This window comes from Solibacillus sp. FSL K6-1781 (assembly GCF_038630735.1).
Classification (GTDB): Bacteria; Bacillota; Bacilli; order Bacillales_A; family Planococcaceae; genus Solibacillus; species Solibacillus silvestris.
In genome coordinates, this window is the sequence record NZ_CP152038.1 from 3,575,428 (window position 1) to 3,595,037 (window position 19,610).

Consider the following 19,610-nt stretch of genomic DNA (forward strand, 5'->3'; position numbering starts at 1 on the left):
CTATTCTTTTTATTGGTATGCTATACTATTTTATTATATAAGGTATAGGTGGTGTTATATGCTCTATATTAAGATATTGATTAATGCATTATTTATAGCTGCCCAAATACACGTGAGTACTAAATATCAGTATAGACGCAGCTTTCTTGTTGCCCTTTCGTATACAATTTATGTGATTATTATTCTCCCTTACGTAACCTTTGAATATATATATCTATATCTTTCATTAATGCTTTGGCTATTTTTCAGCGCATGCTTTTTTATGCGAGATCGATTGTTTGGTTAAAAAAGAGGCTGGGACAGAAGTAGAAATTTCATAAACTAAGGAGAAAAACCTTATTAAGAAACGGATATTTTATAAAATTGATTGGAATGGAGGGCGACTCCTGCGGGAATAGCGTGACGCCTGAGACTACAGGCTCAGGCCACGCCCGCGGAAAGCGTCCCGAAATGGAAATCAATTTTTACGCTCAGCAAAAAATGCCATTTTTCTCTAAGAGAAAAATGGCATTTTTGGGTTATGTCCCACCCTCTTACTTTTTAATGTCATTGAACTAATTGTGTATCGGCTGGTTCATTGTAGACTGTTGTATCGAGCTCTTTTGTTGCACGGCTTGATACGACACCTGAAACCATTGACCCGCTTACATTAAGCGCTGTACGACCCATGTCGATTAAAGGTTCTACCGAAATTAAAACACCTGCTAACGCAATCGGTAAATCCATTGCAGATAAGACGATAATGGCTGCGAATGTCGCTCCACCACCTACACCTGCCACACCAAATGAACTAATCGCCACAATTAAAATTAATGTTGCGATAAAGCCAGGTGTTAACGGATCAATACCTACTGTCGGTGCAATCATTACTGCCAACATTGCCGGATAAACACCCGCACAACCATTTTGCCCGATTGAAAGACCAAATGAAGCAGCAAAGTTGGCAATGCCATCCGGAACACCAAGACGCTTTGTCTGCGTTTGAATATTTAACGGTAATGCTCCTGCACTTGAACGTGAAGTAAATGCAAACAGCAGTACTTCAGCTGTTTTTTTCAAATAAGTTAATGGACTTAAACCTGTTAATGCCACAATGATTAAATGCAGAATGAACATAGCGATCAATGCAACATAAGAAGCTAGGATGAATTTACCTAAATCCATAATCGCCCCTAAATCACTCGTTGCAACGGTACGTGCCATAATGGCAGCTACACCATATGGAGTTAAACGTAAAATAATACGTACAACACCCATGATTAAACCGTAAAGTGCATCGACACCTTTTTTAACATTTGCCGCCGTTTCTTCTTCTTTACGACGGAGTGTTAAATAACTAAATCCTAAAAATGCCGCAAAAATTACAACCCCAATTGTTGACGTTGCGCGAGATCCTGTTAAATCCGCAAATGGATTTGCAGGAAACATTGATAAAATCTGTTCAGGTAAAGGTGTCACTTCTGCCGAACGTTCAACCAATGATTCACCACGTGCAATTTCAGCTTCACCTTGCATAATTTGAGATGCATCTAAGTCAAATAAGACAGTTGATGCAATACCTAAACCAGCTGCAACAGCAGTTGTACTGATTAAAACTGATAAAATAACCGCTGCTGACTTACCTAAGTTTTTACCAAATGTCACTTTTGTAAATGCAGCTAATATCGAAATGAATACTAAAGGCATCGCAATCATCTGCAGTAACTTTACATAGCCAGTTCCGACGATGTTGTACCATGGCACAGTTTCATTAATGGCATCCGACCCTACCCCATATGCAAATTGTAATCCTATCCCAAGTATAATACCTAACCCTAAGGCGATAAAAACACGATTTGAAAACTTAACATGCTTCGTTTTAAGGAAATATAAAAAAGCAATGACAATAAGCAGCAAAGCAATATTAAGCAATACGTAGAAATTCAAAGTAAACTCCTCCAATTTTATAAATGTACTCCATTATATTACTCTATAATCCTTATAAGTCAAGTTGGCATTAATTTTTTTTAATTCTCTATTGTATGTTATTTACAAAATAAATAACCTATATTATAATTATTCTAAATAAGAAATAATTCTAATCTAATTGAAATTCATTATCAGTCCTTATCAATATTAATAATCATTATCAAGGAGGTATTTATGATTAATTCTAATCGAGAAAACTTATCATTAAATGAGAAAATCCTAGAACACAAAGAATTAATTGCTGCTTTAGTATCCGGCTTTATCATTTTGCTCGCGTGGCGAATGGAGTCAACAGAGCAAACGACAGCCGCTGTAATCGCATATTTAACAGCATTTTTTATCGGTGGATATGCAAAAGCAAAAGAAGGTATTGAAAATACAATAGAAAGCAAGTCTTTAAATGTAGAAATTTTAATGATTATTGCTGCCATTGGTTCTGCCATTATCGGTTACTGGATGGAAGGTGCTATATTAATCTTTATATTTGCCTTAAGCGGCGCACTTGAAACATATGCAATGAATAAAAACAATCGTGAAATCTCTTCATTAATGGAACTGCAGCCAGAGGAAGCATGGCTTGTACGAGGCGGATTTGAACCGATTAAAGTTTCCGTAAAAGATTTGAAGGTAAACGATCACATATTAGTAAAACCAGGTGAACGTATTCCGGCAGATGGCGAAATTTATAAAGGTATTTCAACAGTTGATGAGGCAGCGATTACCGGTGAATCAATGCCTATCACGAAAAATGCGGGAAATGAAGTTTTTGCCGGTACCGTAAATTTAAACAGTGTGTTAACTGTAAAAGTAACGAAGCCTAGTTCCGAAACATTGTTCCAAAAAATCATTACACTTGTTCAATCGGCACAAAGCGAAAAATCACCTTCCCAACAGTTTATTGAACGCTTTGAAAGTGTGTATGTAAAAGCAGTATTATTGGCCGTAGCACTCATGATGTTTTTACCGCACTATTTATTAGACTGGGATTGGACGACAACTCTTTACCGCGCAATGGTATTACTTGTTGTTGCTTCTCCTTGTGCATTAGTTGCTTCTATTATGCCGGCTACCCTTTCAGCGATTTCCAATGGTGCGAGAAACGGGATACTTGTTAAAGGCGGTGTGCATTTAGAAAATTTAAGCTCGATCCGCGTATTGGCAGTAGATAAGACTGGTACATTAACACAAGGAACACCTGTTGTGACAGATTTTATTGTTCGTGATGATTTAGACAAACAGCAGACGTTAGCTTTAATAGCAGGGATTGAAGGACAATCAAACCACCCTCTTGCGCAGGCAATTAACGCATTCGCAAAGGAGCAGGATGTCATCAACGAGCAAAATATTACCATTGAAGATATTCCTGGTTACGGAATGAAAGCGCAGTTTAATGAACAATCCTATATAATCGGAAAACCTGACTTTGTTGGAGCAAAATTGGCAAAACAATTTGCTGATGGAGCGCTCGAACAATTAGCGAATGAAGGTAAAACAGTTGTATTTCTAAAAGATCACCAAGGCATTGCGGCACTTATCGCCCTAAAAGATGTCGTTCGGGAAGAGGCAAAAAAGGCGGTAGCTGCACTGCAAGAGCTAGGTATTAATGTAGCCATGCTGACTGGTGACAATGAAACAACCGCAAAAGCAATTGCAAAAGAAGCTGGTGTTTCGACTTATGTGGCGGAGTGCTTGCCGGAAACGAAGGTCGAGCATATTAAGCAATACGAAAAAACATCGGGCCATGTCGGCATGGTTGGTGACGGTATCAATGATGCCCCTGCCCTTGCTACTGCCTCCGTCGGTATTGCAATGGGTGGCGGTACAGATGTCGCACTAGAGACAGCGGATGTAATATTAATGAAAAACGACTTATCTAAAATTGCCCATGCCGTTAAGCTTTCGCGAAAAATGCAGCGTATCGTGAAACAGAACATTATTTTTTCATTAACGGTTATTGCTCTGCTGATCATTTCGAACTTTTTCCAAGCAATCAGCCTTCCTCTAGGCGTTATTGGTCATGAAGGCAGTACGATTTTAGTTATTTTAAATGGATTACGTATGCTGAGTAAAAATGTTTAGTCCAATAATAAAGGTGCATCCCAACAACAGGATGCACCTTTTTGCTTTCTCTATTAAACTAGTACAAACCATAATGCCATTGTGAAGATAATTGTCGTTAAACCCATCAGCAAAGTTGCCATCGTTTGCGCTTTATATGCATCCGTAACTTTCATTCCGCTGTATTGAGTAATTACCCAGAAGAAACTATCGTTTACATGACTAACTGTCATAGATCCCGCACCAATTGCCATAACGACTAATGCTAACGGCACTGCCCCTTCGATTCCTAAAGTCGGTAGCATCGGTGCAATTAAAGAAGATGTAATAACTAATGCTGCAGTTGAAGAACCTTGCGCTGTTTTTAGAGCAGCGGCAATTAAAAACGGAACTAATAAAAATAATGCGCCTGTTGCTAAAGCACCCAAATCCATTTCCTGCAGTTTATCACCGACGCCTGTATTTTTAATAACCGTACCAAATGCGCCACCAGCACCTGTGATTAATAAAATTGGTGCTGCTTCTTTTAATGCTTCACCGATCCAGTTGGATAATGTTTCTTCACTCAGTTCAGGCAATAGTAAAAAGGCACCAAAGACCCCTAATATAAGTGCAACTGTCGGTGAACCTAAAAATCTGAAGAACGTATTAACTCCCGCTTCCGGGTCACCTACTAATGCAGCGACAGAACCTGCCCCGATCAATACAATCGGCAATACAATTGGTAAGAATGACTTGAATGTAGAAGGCATTTTACCAAACGACTTAATAATTTCATCGTAATCCAATGCCGGCTCATCATCTGCCTCAACCCGAATTTTCGATGCTACTTTCGTCGCCCAAATATAGCCTACGATTGTTGCTGGAATAGCAACGATTAATCCTATTAAAATGATTGTGCCTAAATAATCTGCTGCACCAATATTTCCAGCAGCCGCAATCGGTCCTGGTGTAGGCGGTACGAGTACGTGGGTCGCATATAATCCCGTAGCTAAAGCAACTGCCATTGAGGCAATTGTTACGCCTGCGCGTTTAGCCAGCGCTTTCTTTAAACTTGTTAAAATGATATAGCCTGAATCACAAAATACCGGAATGGATACAATGTAGCCAATGATCGACATTGCTAATTGCGGTCGTTTTGGTCCAATTACCCGCAATACGACTTCAGCCATACGATATGCAGCGCCGGATTTTTCTAATATAATTCCAATAATCGTACCTGCTACGATGACGATACCAATGCTCGTCATCAGCCCTCCAAACCCTGTGTTAATACTTTCTACAACTGTTAACAAAGGCATACCCGCTGCAATACCAACAAAGAATGAACTAATTAATAATGCAAGAAAAGGATGCAGCTTAAGTTTTGCCGTTGCAAAGACAATGAACAACACACCAATCAGAATAATTAGAAACAACATTTCTCCCCACTCCTTTATATTAATCTTTTTATTAAATCCGTAACCCTTTTTTCCAAATAATAACTTGGATTATTTAATGATTGCTCCGCCGAAATATCATTACCGACAATACTTTCAACTTGATGAAAATAGGTTTTTAGAATACTGGAATTTTCAATCATTCCCGAAATTAAAATTGTTGGCACACCTTTTTCTTTTGCCAGCTTAGCAACCCCTATTGGCGCTTTTCCGGAAAGTGTTTGCTCATCCGATTTCCCTTCACCTGTAATGACAAAATCCGCTTTTTCCAGGTGATTTGTAAATTGCACTGCTTCTAGCACAATATCTACACCAGGCTTAAATTGGTGCGGAAAAAAGGCCATAAACGCCGAGCCAATTCCACCAGCCGCACCTGCACCTGCACGATGACGGACTTTTACGTTTTGCTGTGATTCGATTATAGTAATATAATGATTTAAATTTTGATCAAATATATTAATATCATGCGGCTCTACCCCTTTTTGTGGCCCAAATACAGCTGTAGCTCCATTCGAACCTATTAACGGGTTATCTACATCACAGGCAATCATAAATGTACTTTCAGAAATTCGTGAATCAAAATTAGACAAATCGATTTTTTCAAGTGCATTAAATTGGTATACGTCGTTTAAAATTTCATTACCATCTTTGTCTATGAATTTCATTCCAAGTGCCCTTAGCATTCCCTGGCCACCATCATTTGTAGCGCTTCCTCCTATACCGATAATAAAGTGACGATAACCTGTATCCATTGCATGTTGGATTAATTGACCTGTTCCGTATGTTGTTGCAAAACGGGGGTTTTTTTCTTCTTCATTTATAAGTGTTAACCCTGACGCCTGAGCCATTTCTATCACACAAGTTTTCCCATCGCCCAGCACTCCATATTTTGCTTCAATCCGCTTCCCTAAAGGATTTTGAACCGACGCTGTCAAATACTTTCCTTTTGTAGCTTTGACTAATGCATCAAGGGTTCCTTCGCCGCCATCTGCAATCGGCAAACAAATTGTTTCAATCTTATTGTCCACCTTTTTAATTGCTTCCTTTATCACTGATGTAACCTCTCCGGAAGACAATGTCCCTTTAAAGGAATCCGGACTTATAATAATCTTCATTTGATTCCTCCCTCACATGAATAAAGCGCTTACAAAAATTATAGTAGTAATATTCTGAATTTACTTTATACTTGTTGTATAATTTTTTATTAATTACTACTTTATTTTTATACGAGGTGTATAAATTGTTAACAATAAGACTGGCAAATGAAATTGTAGAACAAACAATGCTGCGGTTAAAGCGTAATGTAAATGTAATGAGCATTGACGGTATTATATTAGCTTCCGGTGATAAGGAACGGGTGGAAAAGTTTCATGAAGGCGCGAAGTTTGTAGCAGAATCGAAGAAAACGCTCATAATATCAGACGACAATATTCATGATTTCCCGCAAACTAAGCACGGGATAAATTTGCCGATCTTTTTTCAGGAGGAAATCGTTTGTATTATTGGAATTACCGGTGTGGTCGATGAGGAACTGCTAAATATTTCTTCATTAGTTCAGTTAACAGCAGAGGTATTAGTCCATCAGGCTCTTATTGAATCTAAAAGCGAATGGCAGCGGAAAATGAGTGTACATATTTTTGAGGAACTAATTAGTGGGACTTCTATAAATCGGTTTGTAAAAGAACGGATAAATAAACTGGCCATACCCTTTATTGCCCCCTATTGCATCATATTATTAAAGGCCGAACAAAAGACTGGTTCCCATCGGACACTCATACAATATATCGATGATTTCTTTTATAACAAACCCGTTATCTTTGGACACTTTCAGCTAGATGAATACTTTATTTTAACTACAGAATTGAATCAAACAACTTTAACAAAAATAGTGGAAGCATTTAATACTTATATAAAAAGCAAATTCAGTATTAAAATTGCTGTCGGTGAACATGTTGAAAATCTTGAACGGTTACCGCATTCCTATAAAACAGCACAGTTAGCTTTAAAGCATCACCATACCGTCTCGAAAGTAATCTACCATCAGGAAGTTGAAGTATTCACCTTATTTAATCCAGAGGTAGCCCATCACTACAGTATAAAAACATTGAATCAACTGGATGATAAATTAGTTGCTACATTGCAATGCTTTTTTAATAATAATAAGTCAGCTTCAGCGACTGCCGACGAATTGGAAATACACCGACATACGTTAGCTTACCGGCTTTCTCAAATTAGAGAGCATACCCATTTAAATCCTACTGAGTTTCATGATGCATTAAAACTGCAAATCGCACTATGGCATCGTGAAGGACTGAACCTATAAAAAAATGAGGTTGGGATAGAAGTAGAAGTACCGATGGATAAGAAGAAAAACATTATTAAGAACGGATATTTTGTAAAATTGATTGGAATGGAGGGCGACTCCTGCGGGAATAGCGTGACGCCTGAGACTACAGGCTCAAGCCACGCCCGCGGAAAGCGTCCCGGAATGGAAATCAATTTTTAACGCTCAGCAAATAAATGCTATTTTTCTCTTTGAGAAAAATAGCATTTCTGGATTATCTAATTTCCACCTAAAAAACAGGTGATTTGGCTTGCTTTTTACTTTCTTTAGCAAGTTGCCTTTTTTGGAATGACGCATTAAGCAATCCACCTAATATGATGATCATTCCTGTGAAATATAGCCAAAGCATTAAAATAATGACCCCGCCGATACTGCCGTATGTTGAACTGTAATTGCCGAAATTATTAATATAGAATGAGAACCCGTACGTTAATACAAGCCAGCCCAAAGTCGCAAAAACAGCACCCGGAATCACACTGAACATCGTTAACCGAGGATCTGTATTCGGGACAATCCAATACATGACTGATATTACGATGAAAATAAGTGTTGGCGGCGTAATCCAGCGCACAAAGGTCCAAACGTTTGCGAATGACTCCTCTACACCTAAATAGCCGAATACGATATTGCCGATCTGCTGACCAAAAACCGGGAATACAAGTGCTATTAAAATAACTGCAACTAATGCAATTGTAAAAACAAGTGACCATAAACGGTTTAAAAATCCTGCTCTTCCTTCTACATCATAGGCACGGTTTAATGATTTCATCAGTGCATCTACACCTCTAGAGGCAGACCATAGTGTACCAATAATACCGATTGAAAGTAAACCGCCGTTTTGATTGTTCAGAACATCTGTTAATGTCGTTTCGATCAGTCCATATACTTCTTCAGGCATAACATCACTTAAAAAATCGAATATTTGCCCTTGTTCCAAATTTAAGTAAGGTAAAAGCGTTACCATAAAAATAAGCATAGGGAAAAATGATAACAGGAAAAAATAGGCCAACTGTGCCCCCATCCCTGACATGTCCACATTTTTAGTTCGATAAATTAAATCTTGGATAAACCCTTTTGTCGTCAGTATATCTATTTGGCTACGATCCGGTGAAACATATGATTTAACTAGCGAAATCTTTTCTTTTAGTTCTCCCTTTTCTTCCATGCTGCCACCACCTGTTCACATTATATTGATTCAGTGGATATCATGGACATCCGATTACCCGATTTGTTCATCCTTTTTTGAGAAAGCCTGAATCGTTTCTGAAACCATACTTTGAATTGTAGCAGGTAACTCTTTAATATCATTTTCATTTTGCATAATTGATTGGACACCATTATTTACTGTCCCATACAAAGATTGTGCTTGTTCCATCTTAGTTTCTACCAAAGCCACTAATTCATCACGATTTTCAGCATAGTATGCTACTGTATCTTTTGCTTTCTTTGCTGTTTCTACAGTATGCTCACGTGTTTGTTTATCCAACATACTAATTGCTGCACCTGTTACTGCTCCAATTGCTATAAAAGGTAATAGTTTACTTTTCATTAGTTTTCTCCTCCTACTATATGCTTTCGTATTCCCCTAATACTTTTTCATAAAACTTATCTATATGTATTTTAACGAATATCCAATATTATTAAAAGTATTCAGTCAACTTTATCCTGTTGACAAGTTGATGGTTGCATGAAATGATATTTTTGTAAACATTGAAAGGTAGGGGCAAAAATTATGGACTTATCCAACCCGTCGCAACAGAATGTCATTTATATGATCGAGCAAATTAAAGAAAAACTTCGTATGGTAAATGTTGATGCTATGCAGTCTTCTGCATTTGATGAAGAAAAATACGAAGATCTACAATATTTATACGAAATGGTTATGAAACGCGATTCATTTAGCCCAAGTGAAATGAATGCCATCGTAGCTGAACTAGGCGCCCTTCGTAAATAACATCAATTGCATAGTGTGAAAAAGAAGCTCATCGATTAATTCGACAAGCTTCTTTTTTTATTCCCTATTCCCCAGGAAATATTAATTATTTATTTAATTCGACAGCAATTTTTGCACCTACACGGGCATTATGTTTAACAAGGGCAATATTGGCATCCAGTGATTTACCTTCTGTCAGCTCTTTCACTTTACCTAATAAGAATGGCGTTACATTTTTGCCTGCGATGCCTTGTTCTTTCGCTTCATTTAATGCATTGTCAATAATTCCGTCAATAACACTTGATTCCATAGCATCTTCTACTGGGATCGGATTAGCGATCAATGCACCGCCACGTAAACCTAAATCCCACTTAGCACGTAGAATTGCAGCAGTTTCTTCTGCAGAATCAACGCGGATATTTACATCGAATTCACTTTCACGTGCATAGAATGCAGGCAATTTATCTGTTCCGTAACCAATTACCGGTACACCTTTAGTTTCAAGGTATTCCAATGTTAAACCGATGTCTAAAATTGATTTGGCACCTGCACATACTACAGCCACATTTGTCATTGCCAGCTCTTCCAAGTCTGCAGAAATATCCATTGTAGTTTCAGCGCCACGGTGAACCCCACCAATACCGCCTGTTACGAATAGTTCAATACCAGCAAGCTCAGCACAGATCATTGTTGCCGCTACAGTAGTTGCACCGATTTTCTTTGTTGCAAGTAAATAGCCAATATCACGACGGCTTGTTTTTGCTACACCTTGAGCATTACCGAACATTTCTAATTCTTCATCAGATAAACCGATTTTAATTTTCCCATCGATTAATGCGATTGTTGCCGGTACTGCACCGCCATCACGAATAATTTGTTCTACTTCACGAGCTGTTTGTACATTTTGAGGATATGGCATACCGTGTGAAATAATTGTTGATTCCAACGCTACGATTGGTAAGCCTTTCTCTTTAGCTTCTAATACCTCTTGTGAATATGATAAATATTGTTTCATTATAAATTCCTCCATTCAATTAAGTTATCTTTTGTTAAATCTTCACGTACTGTTTTATCCGATTGCAATGTTTTCGATGCATTTACCAACCCGAGCTGGATTGCTTCTTCAAGCTCTTCATCGTTTAATACACCATGTAAAAATGCACTAACAAAAGCATCTCCGGCACCTGTAACATCTACTATATTTCTAGTTGCAATGGCTTTGTAGTGTACTATATTACCTTCGTTCCCCACCATTACTCCATGTTCGCCAAGAGTGAGCACAACATGCTCCGCTCCTTTTTGCAACAACATGTTAACAGCCTTTTCATATTGGCTATATGTTTCCAGCTTCACATTTAAATAGCTTTCCGCTTCATCTCGATTGCAAATAAAGTAACGGATACCGTGCAGATCCTGCGACATATTTTTCATCTTAGGTGAAGAAACAGGGATAACCGCCAATGCGATATTACGCTCTATTGCGAAATTCCTAATATATTCTACTGTTTCTAATGGGCTGTTCAAGTCAATGACAATACAGCTGGCATTTTGTAGTATCGCTTCGTGCTTTTTTAAAATACTCGGCAACAACTGATCATAAATCGCCATATTTGCCATCGATATTACCAGTTCACCCATATTATCAAGTACTGCTGTATAAGAACCTGTATTATAATCGTTTAATTTCTCTACTAAATCCACATTCATCATACTCTTACAATTTTGTTCAATAAATGCACTATCATGATCTTCACCCATTACGGTAATTAAGGAAACACGGTTGCCTAACCGCCCTAAGTTTTCAGCGATATTGCGGGCAACACCGCCTACCGATTCTGTAACAGAAGCAGGATTGGAAGTCCCTAATTGGACATTTTGCTCAATAGTGAATTTACGATCGATATTGGCACCACCAATTGCAATGATTTGATTTTTCTCTGGCAAAACATAGGCACGTCCTAAAATTTCCCCTCGTTTTATAAGCGATGAGATTATATTAGCAAGCGCTGGCCTGGACATTCCCAGTTGTTCTGCCATTTCCTGTTGTGATAAGTAGGGATTCTTCTTTATTAATTGGAAAATCAATTTTTCCTTTTCATTCAACTTTATCACCTCTAATCAAACATTTGTTTATAATTATAAACTTTTGTTTACCTAATGTCAAATTAATATTAAATTTTTCGTCTTGCGTAGTATGGAAGTACTTTCTTCTTTTATGAGCTGTGACATAATAAAAAAGCTGTTTGGAAAGTTTCCCTTCCAAACAGCTTTCTTGCTATTCTACTATTACATCGCCATTTTCTGCTATACGTGGCTGTACGAGCACTTCAACACGGCGGTTTTTGGCTCTGCCTTCTTGAGTATCATTCGTAGCTATCGGCTGGAATTCTCCGAAACCTTTTACACTGAAGTATTTGGAATCAAGTTGTTCATTTCCCGAAACGATTTCTTTCATGAAGTTTACTGCACGCATTACAGACAGATCCCAGTTGGAATCGAATTCAGGTGTCTTAATCGGTACATTATCTGTATGACCAGTAATGACAATATTACGCGGTGGATCAAACATTAATAATTGAGCAAGCTCGTCAGCAATTGTTGCATATTCCGCTTTCACATCTGCTCGTCCCATATCGAATAAAATACTGTCCCGGATGGTAATTAATAATCCCTCTTCTGTCATTTTCGTTTCAAACTGGTCTTCCAGCTCATTAATCGCAATAAACTCGTCCACACGGTTTTGCGTTTCATGTAGGCGTTGCTGATCTTCCATATATTTAGAGATACCTGTTGGTGTAGAGTTATCCGGTGTTTGTATGATAGATGAGTTGTCCATTACACCTGTGCCACCGGTAAAAATATTATTAAATACTGCAGACATTTGCTCCAATTTTTTCTCATCCACTGAGCTTGATGCAAAAAGTACAATAAATAATGCTAGTAATAGAGTTAATATATCTGCATAAGGTACTAACCAGGACTCGTCAATATGTTCCTCATGCTTTTTATGTCTTTTACGCTTCTTTGCCAAGGCCACCCGCCCCGCTTTCGGTAATTTGCTTACGTTCTTCCATTGTTAAATATGAAGCCAGCTTTTGCTCGATTACACGAGGTGCTTCACCTTCAAGTACGGATAAAATCCCTTCAATCATCATTAGCTTTTGCTTAACTTCTACAGCGGATTTACGTTTTAACTTGTTTGCAAAAGGATGCCATAATACGTACCCAGTAAAGATACCTAATAATGTCGCAACAAAGGCCGCTGAAATGGCGTGTCCTAATTTATCAATATCAGACATATCTTTTAATGCAGCAATAAGGCCTACTACAGCACCTAATACCCCAAGTGTCGGTGCATAAGTACCTGCTTGTGAAAAAATGCCTGCTCCACTTGCATGGCGGTCTTCCAGCGCTTCAACTTCCTCTGTTAAAACATCGCGAATATAGTCTGCGTTTTGTCCATCAATTGCTAATGTCAGTCCATTTTTTAAAAATGGATCTTCAATTTCAGCTGCTTTGCTTTCTAATGCCAATAGCCCTTCACGACGAGCTAAATCTGCCCATTGTGAAAACATTTTGATCAAGTCGATATCACTCGCGAGTTTTGTTTCTGAAAATAAAATTTTAAAAAGCTTTGGAATTCTTTTTAATTCCTTCATTGGGAAAGCGATTGTAACTGCAGCAATCGTACCAAAAATAATAATTAAAATAGCAGCAGGGTTTATTAACACTTCCGGTGTAACGCCCTTTAAAAACATCCCGAATAACAGGGCGATAAAGGCGATGATAACCCCAACAACTGATGAAATATCCATATGTAGTACCTCCAAATTACGATGTCTTTTCTTATTTCGGTATATTTAAATTTTTATTAACTTCCTTTACACTAGTTATAAGAAGATTTTTTTATTTTTGACACATTATTGTTCTTTTCTGAGCTGGAATATGAGTAATAATAGGTTAAGAATTAACTAATTTTTAAGATAATTATTGGAGGAATGAATCAATGAATTCAACGTTCGAAGCAAAGCTAACGAAATACGCAGAACTAGCAGTAAAAATCGGTGTCAATATTCAGCCAAATCAATATTTGTATATTGCAGCCTCTATCGAATCGGCACCATTTGTACAAGTAGTGACAAAAATCGCTTATGAAATTGGAGCCAAACAAGTATTTGTAGATTATACAGATGATCAAATTACACGTACTCGATATGAGTTGGCACCGGCGGATTCTTTCGATTTCTTCCCGCCTTGGAAAGTACAGGAACGTGAATGGCTTGCTGAAGAAGGTGCGGCATTTATGAGCATCGTATCCCAAAGCCCCGATTTACTGTCTGGCATTGATTCAAAACGTATTGCATCATTCCAAAAGGCTTCAGGCACTGCATTGAACAAATATCGTCAGTATGTTCAGTCAGATAAAATTAGCTGGACGGTCATTGCAGCTCCATCTAAACAGTGGGCTCGTAAAGTATTTCCTGATTTGCCGGAAGAAAAGCAAGTAGAGGCATTATGGGATGCCATCTTTAAAGCAACACGTGCGGATCTGGATAACCCGGTAGAAGCATGGGCACAGCATAATGACAACTTGCATGAAAAAGTTGATTACTTAAACAATAAAAACTATGCAAAATTACACTATACAGCTCCAGGGACGGACTTGACGATCGAGCTTCCTAAAAGACATTTATGGTGTGGGGCAGGCAGTATTAACGAAAAAGGCGAAGAGTTTATGGCAAATATGCCGACAGAAGAAGTTTTTACAGTACCACATAAAGATGGTGTAAACGGGTATGTATCTAGTACAAAACCATTAAGCTATGGTGGTAATATTATCGATAACTTTAAACTTACATTTGAAAACGGTCGTATTATTCAAGTAGAGGCAGCACAAGGCGAAGAAGTATTAAAAAATCTTGTTGCTACAGATGAGGGATCACATTATTTAGGAGAAGTGGCGCTTGTTCCATTCCATTCTCCAATTTCACAATCGAATATTTTGTTTTACAATACACTATTCGATGAAAATGCATCAAATCACTTGGCAATTGGCAGCGCCTACGCATTTTGTATCGAAGGCGGCAAGTCAATGTCGTCTGATGAGTTAAAAGCTCACGGTTTAAATGAGAGCATTACACATGTCGACTTCATGATTGGTTCTGAACTGATGAATATTGATGGTGTTACAGCTGATGGGCAAAGCGAACCAGTTTTCCGTAATGGGAACTGGGCATTTTAACCGCTGTTTCACTTCCGGCTTTACCGATAAATAAAATTTCAAGATGTCGCCATATTTACAGTTTTTTCTACATTAACTAACTAAATTACCCTACAATGTTCCAATTTAATAGGGTATAATTGGTTAATGATTGTTATTACTAAATAGAGAGGAGTTTTTATAATGTTTGATCACCATTATCCGTTCTTATCTGACTACTATACGTTAGTGTTAGGGTTTACGGTTATACTTCTTGTATTCTTATTTATGTTTATTATGTACTTACGTATTGGTTTACAATCACACGACTCTGTTATAGTAGATTCAAAGGCAAATACATTTGCGCCAAACGAAAAATCATTGGATGGTCACCATCATCATTAAATTTTTTTACAACCACTCTATTGAGTGGTTGTTTTTTTGATATTAATACATCACTTCTTCTTTATTTATTTTATTTTTAACTTTATTAGTGCGCATTTGTTTGAATTATCTAAAAAATATTTTAAAATAAAACAAGAATCGAAAGGGGTTTGAAGAACAATGTCTGCATTGCAAACGATTTTAGAATTTAACGAAAAATTCGTAGAAGAAAAACAATATGAACAATATGCCACAACGAAGTTTCCAGATAAGAAAATTGTAGTTTTATCTTGTATGGATACACGTTTAGTAGAATTACTACCTAAAGCTATGAACTTGCGCAATGGGGATGTCAAAGTTGTAAAAAGTGCAGGGGCAATCGTAAATCACCCATTCGGCGGGATTATGCGCAGTTTACTTGTAGCCGTTTATGAATTACAGGCAGATGAAGTATATATTATCGGCCACTATGACTGTGGAATGAGTGCAGTTGATCCGAACGTAATGATCGGCCATATGCTTGAACGCGGGGTTAAACAGGAAACGATTGATGTCATCAATTATGCCCGTTTTGATTTAAAAGAATGGTTACGCGGTTTTGGGGATGTTAAAACAAGTGTATTAAAAAGTGTGGACTTAGTCAGAACACATCCATTAATGCCAAAAGGCGTTCCAGTACATGGTCTTATCATCGATCCTGCAACAGGAAAACTTGATTTAGTAACAGACGGCACAGTTGAACAAAAATAAGTAATAAGTAATTAGCGACAGCGCTCAATATAATGAGCACTGCCGCTATTTTTTATAATGTGGCCCCTTTATATTCCCGCTGTAAAATGGCGTACATATAATGATCCACCCATTTTCCGTTTATATACAATAGCTCTCGTAATAACCCTTCTCTTGTAAAGCCCGACTTTTCCAATACACGAATAGAAGCAGAATTTTGCGGGGCGACATATGCCTCAATCCGGTGAATATTTAAAGTAATAAAAGCGAATTCCATTATTAGACGCACTGCTTCAGTGACAATTCCTCTACCTGTAAACTTCTCATCCATCGAATAGCCGATAAAACCGCTTGAATAAGGTAAACGTTTAATTGAATAGAGTGAAATATGCCCGATTAACTGACCTGTTGCATTATAAAAAATGCCGAATGAAAATTCCCTGTTTGACTGCAGCAAATGTATGCTTTCTAAAATTTTATTGTACTGTACTTGTTCTGTATAAAATTCATCGTGATGTAATGGCTCAAATTCGGACCAATACATTTTATTGTCATTTAATAATTTTGCCAATCCTTTCGCATCCGACGGGGTAAACGTACGAAGCGAACATTGTTGCCCAATAAGTTGAACCATTGGACCCTCCTTCTTGTGAAATAGCTTGAATAAGCTTTTCATTGAACCACCTACATTTCATTTCAAAGCTTGCTACCGTTTTTTCAACTTTTTCTTTTTTGATTTTACAGGCTTTGGTATTATATCTATAAATTCCGATTTTTCTTTATGTGCAGTTGTTTTATTACCGCTTTCGAAAATGTTCGTTAGCTTTAATCCGCGCTTTTTAACTTCTTTTTCTATATGGGTAACTACTTCTTTAAGTACTTGAACACGTGCATAATTTTTGTCGTTCCCCGGAATTAAGTGCCAAGGAGCGTCTTCCGAATCAGTTTTTTCAAACATTTCATCGGCTGCCTCACAATATAAATTAAATTTATCACGGTTCCGCCAATCTTCAGCCGTCAATTTCCATGATTTATATGGATCGGCTGCTCTTTCATTAAAACGTTTAAGCTGTTCATCCGAATCGATATGAATCCAAAATTTAATCATTATATAATCTTCATCTGTCAATTGCTTCTCAAAACTATTTATTTCTTCATAAGCACGCTTCCATTCTGCTTCTTCAGCAAAACCCTCTATACGCTCCACCAGCACCCGACCATACCAAGAGCGATCAAAAATCGCAATCTGGCCATGCTGCGGCAACTTTCTCCAAAAGCGTTGCATATAATGATAGCGCATCTCATGGGGCTGTGGGGCAGAAATTGGCCATACCATTAACCCACGCGGATCGATACGCTCTGTTAAACGCTTAATCGCTCCCCCTTTTCCTGCTGCATCCATTCCTTCAAATGCAATAATAAGGCCAATTTTATTATTAAATAAAAATTGCTGGGCATTTAGCATTTCATATTGCAAAGCTTTCAATTGCTTCTTATAGATTTCCTTCTCCAGTTTTTGCGATAAATCCACATCTTGTAGCTTTTTCAAATAGTGCTGCCTCCCCTATTCCATTTATTATGTATATTTTACTCGAAAGTGTATGGAATTGGTAATTGTTGCGGTTATTTATTTGAATCATTTGATTATTTTATGTTGGCATCCTGTTTTAATAGAACAAAAAAACGCGGGCGCACTTATATATGCACCCACGGTTATAATTTAGTCTTCCAATGTTGTTAAAATAATTGGTTTATCTTTCGTTACAATAATCGAGTGTTCGATCTGTGCAACTAATGATTTATCCGGTGTAATAAATGTCCAGCCGTCACCTGATTCTACGATGTGCTCAGCCTTCGCCGAAATGAACGGCTCTACCGCCAACACCATGCCTTCTTTCATGATTGTCGTATCCCAAGCATCGTAATAGTTCAATACATGGTTTGGTTCTTCGTGTAATGATTTACCTAAGCCGTGTCCTGTTAAGTTCATAATTACCGTCAACCCGTGATCACGTGCTTCACGCTCTACAGCTTTACCGATCTGATTTAATTTCGAACCTGCTTTAACCTTTGTCATCGCACGGTCAAATGCTGATTTTGCTACAGAGCAAAGTTTTTCTTTATCTTCATAACCTTCACCAACAACAAAAGAAATACCTGTATCTGCAAAGTATCCGTTTAAAGAGCCCGAAACATCAATGTTAACGATATCGCCGTCCTGAATAACCTTGTTCCCTGGAATGCCATGTGCAACTTCGTGATTTACTGAAATGCATGTATATCCCGGAAAATCGTATTCGCCTTTAGGACCAGAAACCGCGCCTGCTTCCGCAAACATACGGCCTGCAATTTCATCTAATTCTTTCGTTGTCACGCCAGGTACTGTCGCAGCTTTCATTGCCTCGCGAATTTCAGCACAAATGCGTCCAATTTTTTTAAACGCTTCTATTTCTTCTTGTGTAGTAACAATCATGTGTAACTTCCTTCCTCTTAAACAATGTCTACCCTTAACTATAGCATACTTAATATCGGTTGTAATTGTTCAAGGATTTTAAAATTATTTGGATTTATGATTAAATTAATACGACATTGTACAATAGAAATTAGAAAAAGCTTGCAACGGGAAAATAATCCCTTGCTGCAAGCTTTGAGTTTTCAATTCATTATGGTGTTTGTGCTTTTTGGAGTAAACGGGGTGCAGATGTGAATAATATAACTGCAATAACCGCTGTAATTATTGTAGCAGGTACCATATAAGTACTGTTATAAATTATTGAGTAGATCCACACATTATCATCGCCTGCGTACTCTTTAAAGAACACGACACCTGCGAGCAAGTGCGAAACAAATCTTAAAGCTCCGCCTATTAGAGCTCCTATAACGATATAAATTGCCATTTTTACTTTATTGAGTGATTGTGTTGCCTGTAATAATGGCTTTCTTACAATTGCCGCTAATCCTACTACTGTAAAGGCAAGACCGTAATCTAAAATCGCCTGAAGCCAGTGTACTATGTAAGCGCCGAACATCATTTGCATAACGCCGATCAGTAAGCCTGTTGCAAGTCCTGCTGTTAGTCCCCAACGAATGGCCATTAACATAATCGGTACCATAACAAAGCTGATTGACCCGCCCTGTGCCCACATTTTAAAAGATACTTGGTCCAATACAAGTCCGATGGCAGCAAATATCGCTATCTCCACCATCATCAATAATTTTTTTCTGTCCATAACAATTCCCCTTTCTTTTCTCCGATGTAACAAAAGTGAAGAGGGATAGAATGGAACTTTTACTTCTTCTAGATATTTAGAAAAAGCAAAAAACGATAATCAGGACAAAAGCCTGACTATCGTTTGAACAGTCGGATTCTATCCACATCCCTACGCAAGTGCTAACTTACAGGTTCAAAGAGTCAGTGCAATCCCGTGCACAATCTCAGCCGACTTTCTCGGCACCCCTTGTGGTACATCTAAATTTTTATTGTTTGAACATGCTCATTGTAACGAATATTTCTACAACTTTCAACAGCTATTATTTTGAAACGTACTAGAATTA

The 19,610-nt window shown here is 37.8% G+C and carries 20 protein-coding genes and 1 riboswitch; of the genes, 7 read left to right on the top strand and 13 right to left on the bottom strand.

The genetic code is table 11. The features are described from left to right. Window positions 1–546: 546 nt before the first annotated feature. Window positions 547–1,926, bottom strand: coding sequence for an L-cystine transporter (locus MHH37_RS18210; protein WP_342574138.1), 1,380 nt, complete (start codon window positions 1,924–1,926; stop codon window positions 547–549). Between the two features lie 216 nt (window positions 1,927–2,142). Between MHH37_RS18210 and MHH37_RS18215 the strand changes: the two genes are divergently transcribed. After that, window positions 2,143–4,047, top strand: a complete 1,905-nt coding sequence (locus MHH37_RS18215) for a heavy metal translocating P-type ATPase (RefSeq protein WP_342574139.1) — start codon at window positions 2,143–2,145, stop codon at window positions 4,045–4,047. 53 nt (window positions 4,048–4,100) lie between these two features. On the opposite strand, the gene MHH37_RS18220 is transcribed toward MHH37_RS18215, so the two are convergent. Further along, window positions 4,101–5,447 carry a GntP family permease gene (locus MHH37_RS18220; protein ID WP_342574140.1) on the bottom strand — a complete coding sequence of 449 codons (1,347 nt, stop codon included), beginning with the start codon at window positions 5,445–5,447 and terminating at the stop codon, window positions 4,101–4,103. Between the two features lie 14 nt (window positions 5,448–5,461). Then, window positions 5,462–6,580: a glycerate kinase gene (locus tag MHH37_RS18225; RefSeq protein ID WP_342574141.1), complete on the bottom strand. Its 1,119-nt coding sequence runs from the start codon at window positions 6,578–6,580 to the stop codon at window positions 5,462–5,464. Window positions 6,581–6,705: 125 nt separating this feature from the next. On the opposite strand from MHH37_RS18225, the gene MHH37_RS18230 reads away from it, so the two are divergent. Further along, window positions 6,706–7,788, top strand: a complete 1,083-nt coding sequence (locus tag MHH37_RS18230; protein ID WP_342574142.1) for a sugar diacid recognition domain-containing protein — start codon at window positions 6,706–6,708, stop codon at window positions 7,786–7,788. Between the two features lie 33 nt (window positions 7,789–7,821). Next, on the top strand, window positions 7,822–7,971 hold the full coding sequence (locus MHH37_RS18235) for a hypothetical protein (RefSeq protein WP_342574143.1): 150 nt from the start codon (window positions 7,822–7,824) through the stop codon (window positions 7,969–7,971). Between the two features lie 67 nt (window positions 7,972–8,038). Here MHH37_RS18235 and MHH37_RS18240 read toward each other — a convergent pair whose 3' ends face one another. Together MHH37_RS18240 and MHH37_RS18245 are read right to left on the bottom strand one after the other, a co-directional pair. Then, entirely contained in the window at window positions 8,039–8,974 is a 936-nt protein-coding gene (locus MHH37_RS18240; RefSeq protein WP_008405699.1) for a YihY/virulence factor BrkB family protein, read from the bottom strand. Window positions 8,975–9,028: 54 nt separating this feature from the next. Next, the gene (locus MHH37_RS18245; protein ID WP_008405697.1) at window positions 9,029–9,358 is read right to left on the bottom strand and encodes a hypothetical protein; all 330 of its coding nucleotides are present in this window, start codon (window positions 9,356–9,358) and stop codon (window positions 9,029–9,031) included. Window positions 9,359–9,541: 183 nt separating this feature from the next. On the opposite strand from MHH37_RS18245, the gene MHH37_RS18250 reads away from it, so the two are divergent. Beyond that, a complete protein-coding gene (locus MHH37_RS18250; RefSeq protein ID WP_008405695.1) occupies window positions 9,542–9,763 on the top strand; it encodes a DUF1128 domain-containing protein in 222 nt (73 codons plus the stop codon). Window positions 9,764–9,848: 85 nt separating this feature from the next. On the opposite strand, the gene MHH37_RS18255 is transcribed toward MHH37_RS18250, so the two are convergent. From MHH37_RS18255 to motA, 4 genes are all read right to left on the bottom strand, one after another. Continuing rightward, the gene (locus tag MHH37_RS18255) at window positions 9,849–10,757 is read right to left on the bottom strand and encodes a pseudouridine-5'-phosphate glycosidase (RefSeq protein ID WP_008405693.1); all 909 of its coding nucleotides are present in this window, start codon (window positions 10,755–10,757) and stop codon (window positions 9,849–9,851) included. Beyond that, a complete protein-coding gene (locus tag MHH37_RS18260) occupies window positions 10,757–11,845 on the bottom strand; it encodes a carbohydrate kinase (RefSeq protein ID WP_014822695.1) in 1,089 nt (362 codons plus the stop codon). Before MHH37_RS18260 ends, MHH37_RS18255 begins: the two co-directional genes overlap by 1 nt. A 172-nt stretch (window positions 11,846–12,017) precedes the next feature. Further along, complete coding sequence (motB, locus tag MHH37_RS18265) at window positions 12,018–12,773, bottom strand: flagellar motor protein MotB (RefSeq protein ID WP_008405690.1); 756 nt, start codon at window positions 12,771–12,773, stop codon at window positions 12,018–12,020. Continuing rightward, window positions 12,757–13,557, bottom strand: coding sequence for a flagellar motor stator protein MotA (motA, locus tag MHH37_RS18270; RefSeq protein ID WP_008405688.1), 801 nt, complete (start codon window positions 13,555–13,557; stop codon window positions 12,757–12,759). Before motA ends, motB begins: the two co-directional genes overlap by 17 nt. Before the next feature lie 191 nt (window positions 13,558–13,748). Between motA and MHH37_RS18275 the strand changes: the two genes are divergently transcribed. The 3 genes from MHH37_RS18275 to MHH37_RS18285 all read left to right on the top strand — a co-directional run bounded on the left by MHH37_RS18275 (window position 13,749) and on the right by MHH37_RS18285 (window position 16,076). Next, window positions 13,749–14,984: an aminopeptidase gene (locus MHH37_RS18275; RefSeq protein ID WP_342574144.1), complete on the top strand. Its 1,236-nt coding sequence runs from the start codon at window positions 13,749–13,751 to the stop codon at window positions 14,982–14,984. Between the two features lie 162 nt (window positions 14,985–15,146). Continuing rightward, window positions 15,147–15,347 (top strand): hypothetical protein, encoded by a 201-nt coding sequence (locus MHH37_RS18280; RefSeq protein ID WP_008405685.1) that lies wholly within the window; start codon window positions 15,147–15,149, stop codon window positions 15,345–15,347. A 159-nt stretch (window positions 15,348–15,506) separates the two neighbouring features. Next, the gene (locus tag MHH37_RS18285; RefSeq protein ID WP_008405682.1) at window positions 15,507–16,076 is read left to right on the top strand and encodes a carbonic anhydrase; all 570 of its coding nucleotides are present in this window, start codon (window positions 15,507–15,509) and stop codon (window positions 16,074–16,076) included. A 52-nt stretch (window positions 16,077–16,128) separates the two neighbouring features. Here MHH37_RS18285 and MHH37_RS18290 read toward each other — a convergent pair whose 3' ends face one another. The 4 genes from MHH37_RS18290 to thiT all read right to left on the bottom strand — a co-directional run bounded on the left by MHH37_RS18290 (window position 16,129) and on the right by thiT (window position 19,285). Beyond that, on the bottom strand, window positions 16,129–16,689 hold the full coding sequence (locus MHH37_RS18290) for a GNAT family protein (protein ID WP_008405680.1): 561 nt from the start codon (window positions 16,687–16,689) through the stop codon (window positions 16,129–16,131). Between the two features lie 72 nt (window positions 16,690–16,761). Continuing rightward, the gene (locus MHH37_RS18295) at window positions 16,762–17,604 is read right to left on the bottom strand and encodes a polyphosphate kinase (protein WP_342574146.1); all 843 of its coding nucleotides are present in this window, start codon (window positions 17,602–17,604) and stop codon (window positions 16,762–16,764) included. Window positions 17,605–17,775: 171 nt separating this feature from the next. Continuing rightward, the gene (gene map / locus MHH37_RS18300) at window positions 17,776–18,528 is read right to left on the bottom strand and encodes a type I methionyl aminopeptidase (RefSeq protein WP_008405676.1); all 753 of its coding nucleotides are present in this window, start codon (window positions 18,526–18,528) and stop codon (window positions 17,776–17,778) included. Window positions 18,529–18,718: 190 nt separating this feature from the next. Beyond that, window positions 18,719–19,285: an energy-coupled thiamine transporter ThiT gene (gene thiT, locus MHH37_RS18305; RefSeq protein ID WP_014822689.1), complete on the bottom strand. Its 567-nt coding sequence runs from the start codon at window positions 19,283–19,285 to the stop codon at window positions 18,719–18,721. Between the two features lie 130 nt (window positions 19,286–19,415). Next, window positions 19,416–19,524: riboswitch (TPP riboswitch) on the bottom strand. Window positions 19,525–19,610: the final 86 nt, after the last annotated feature.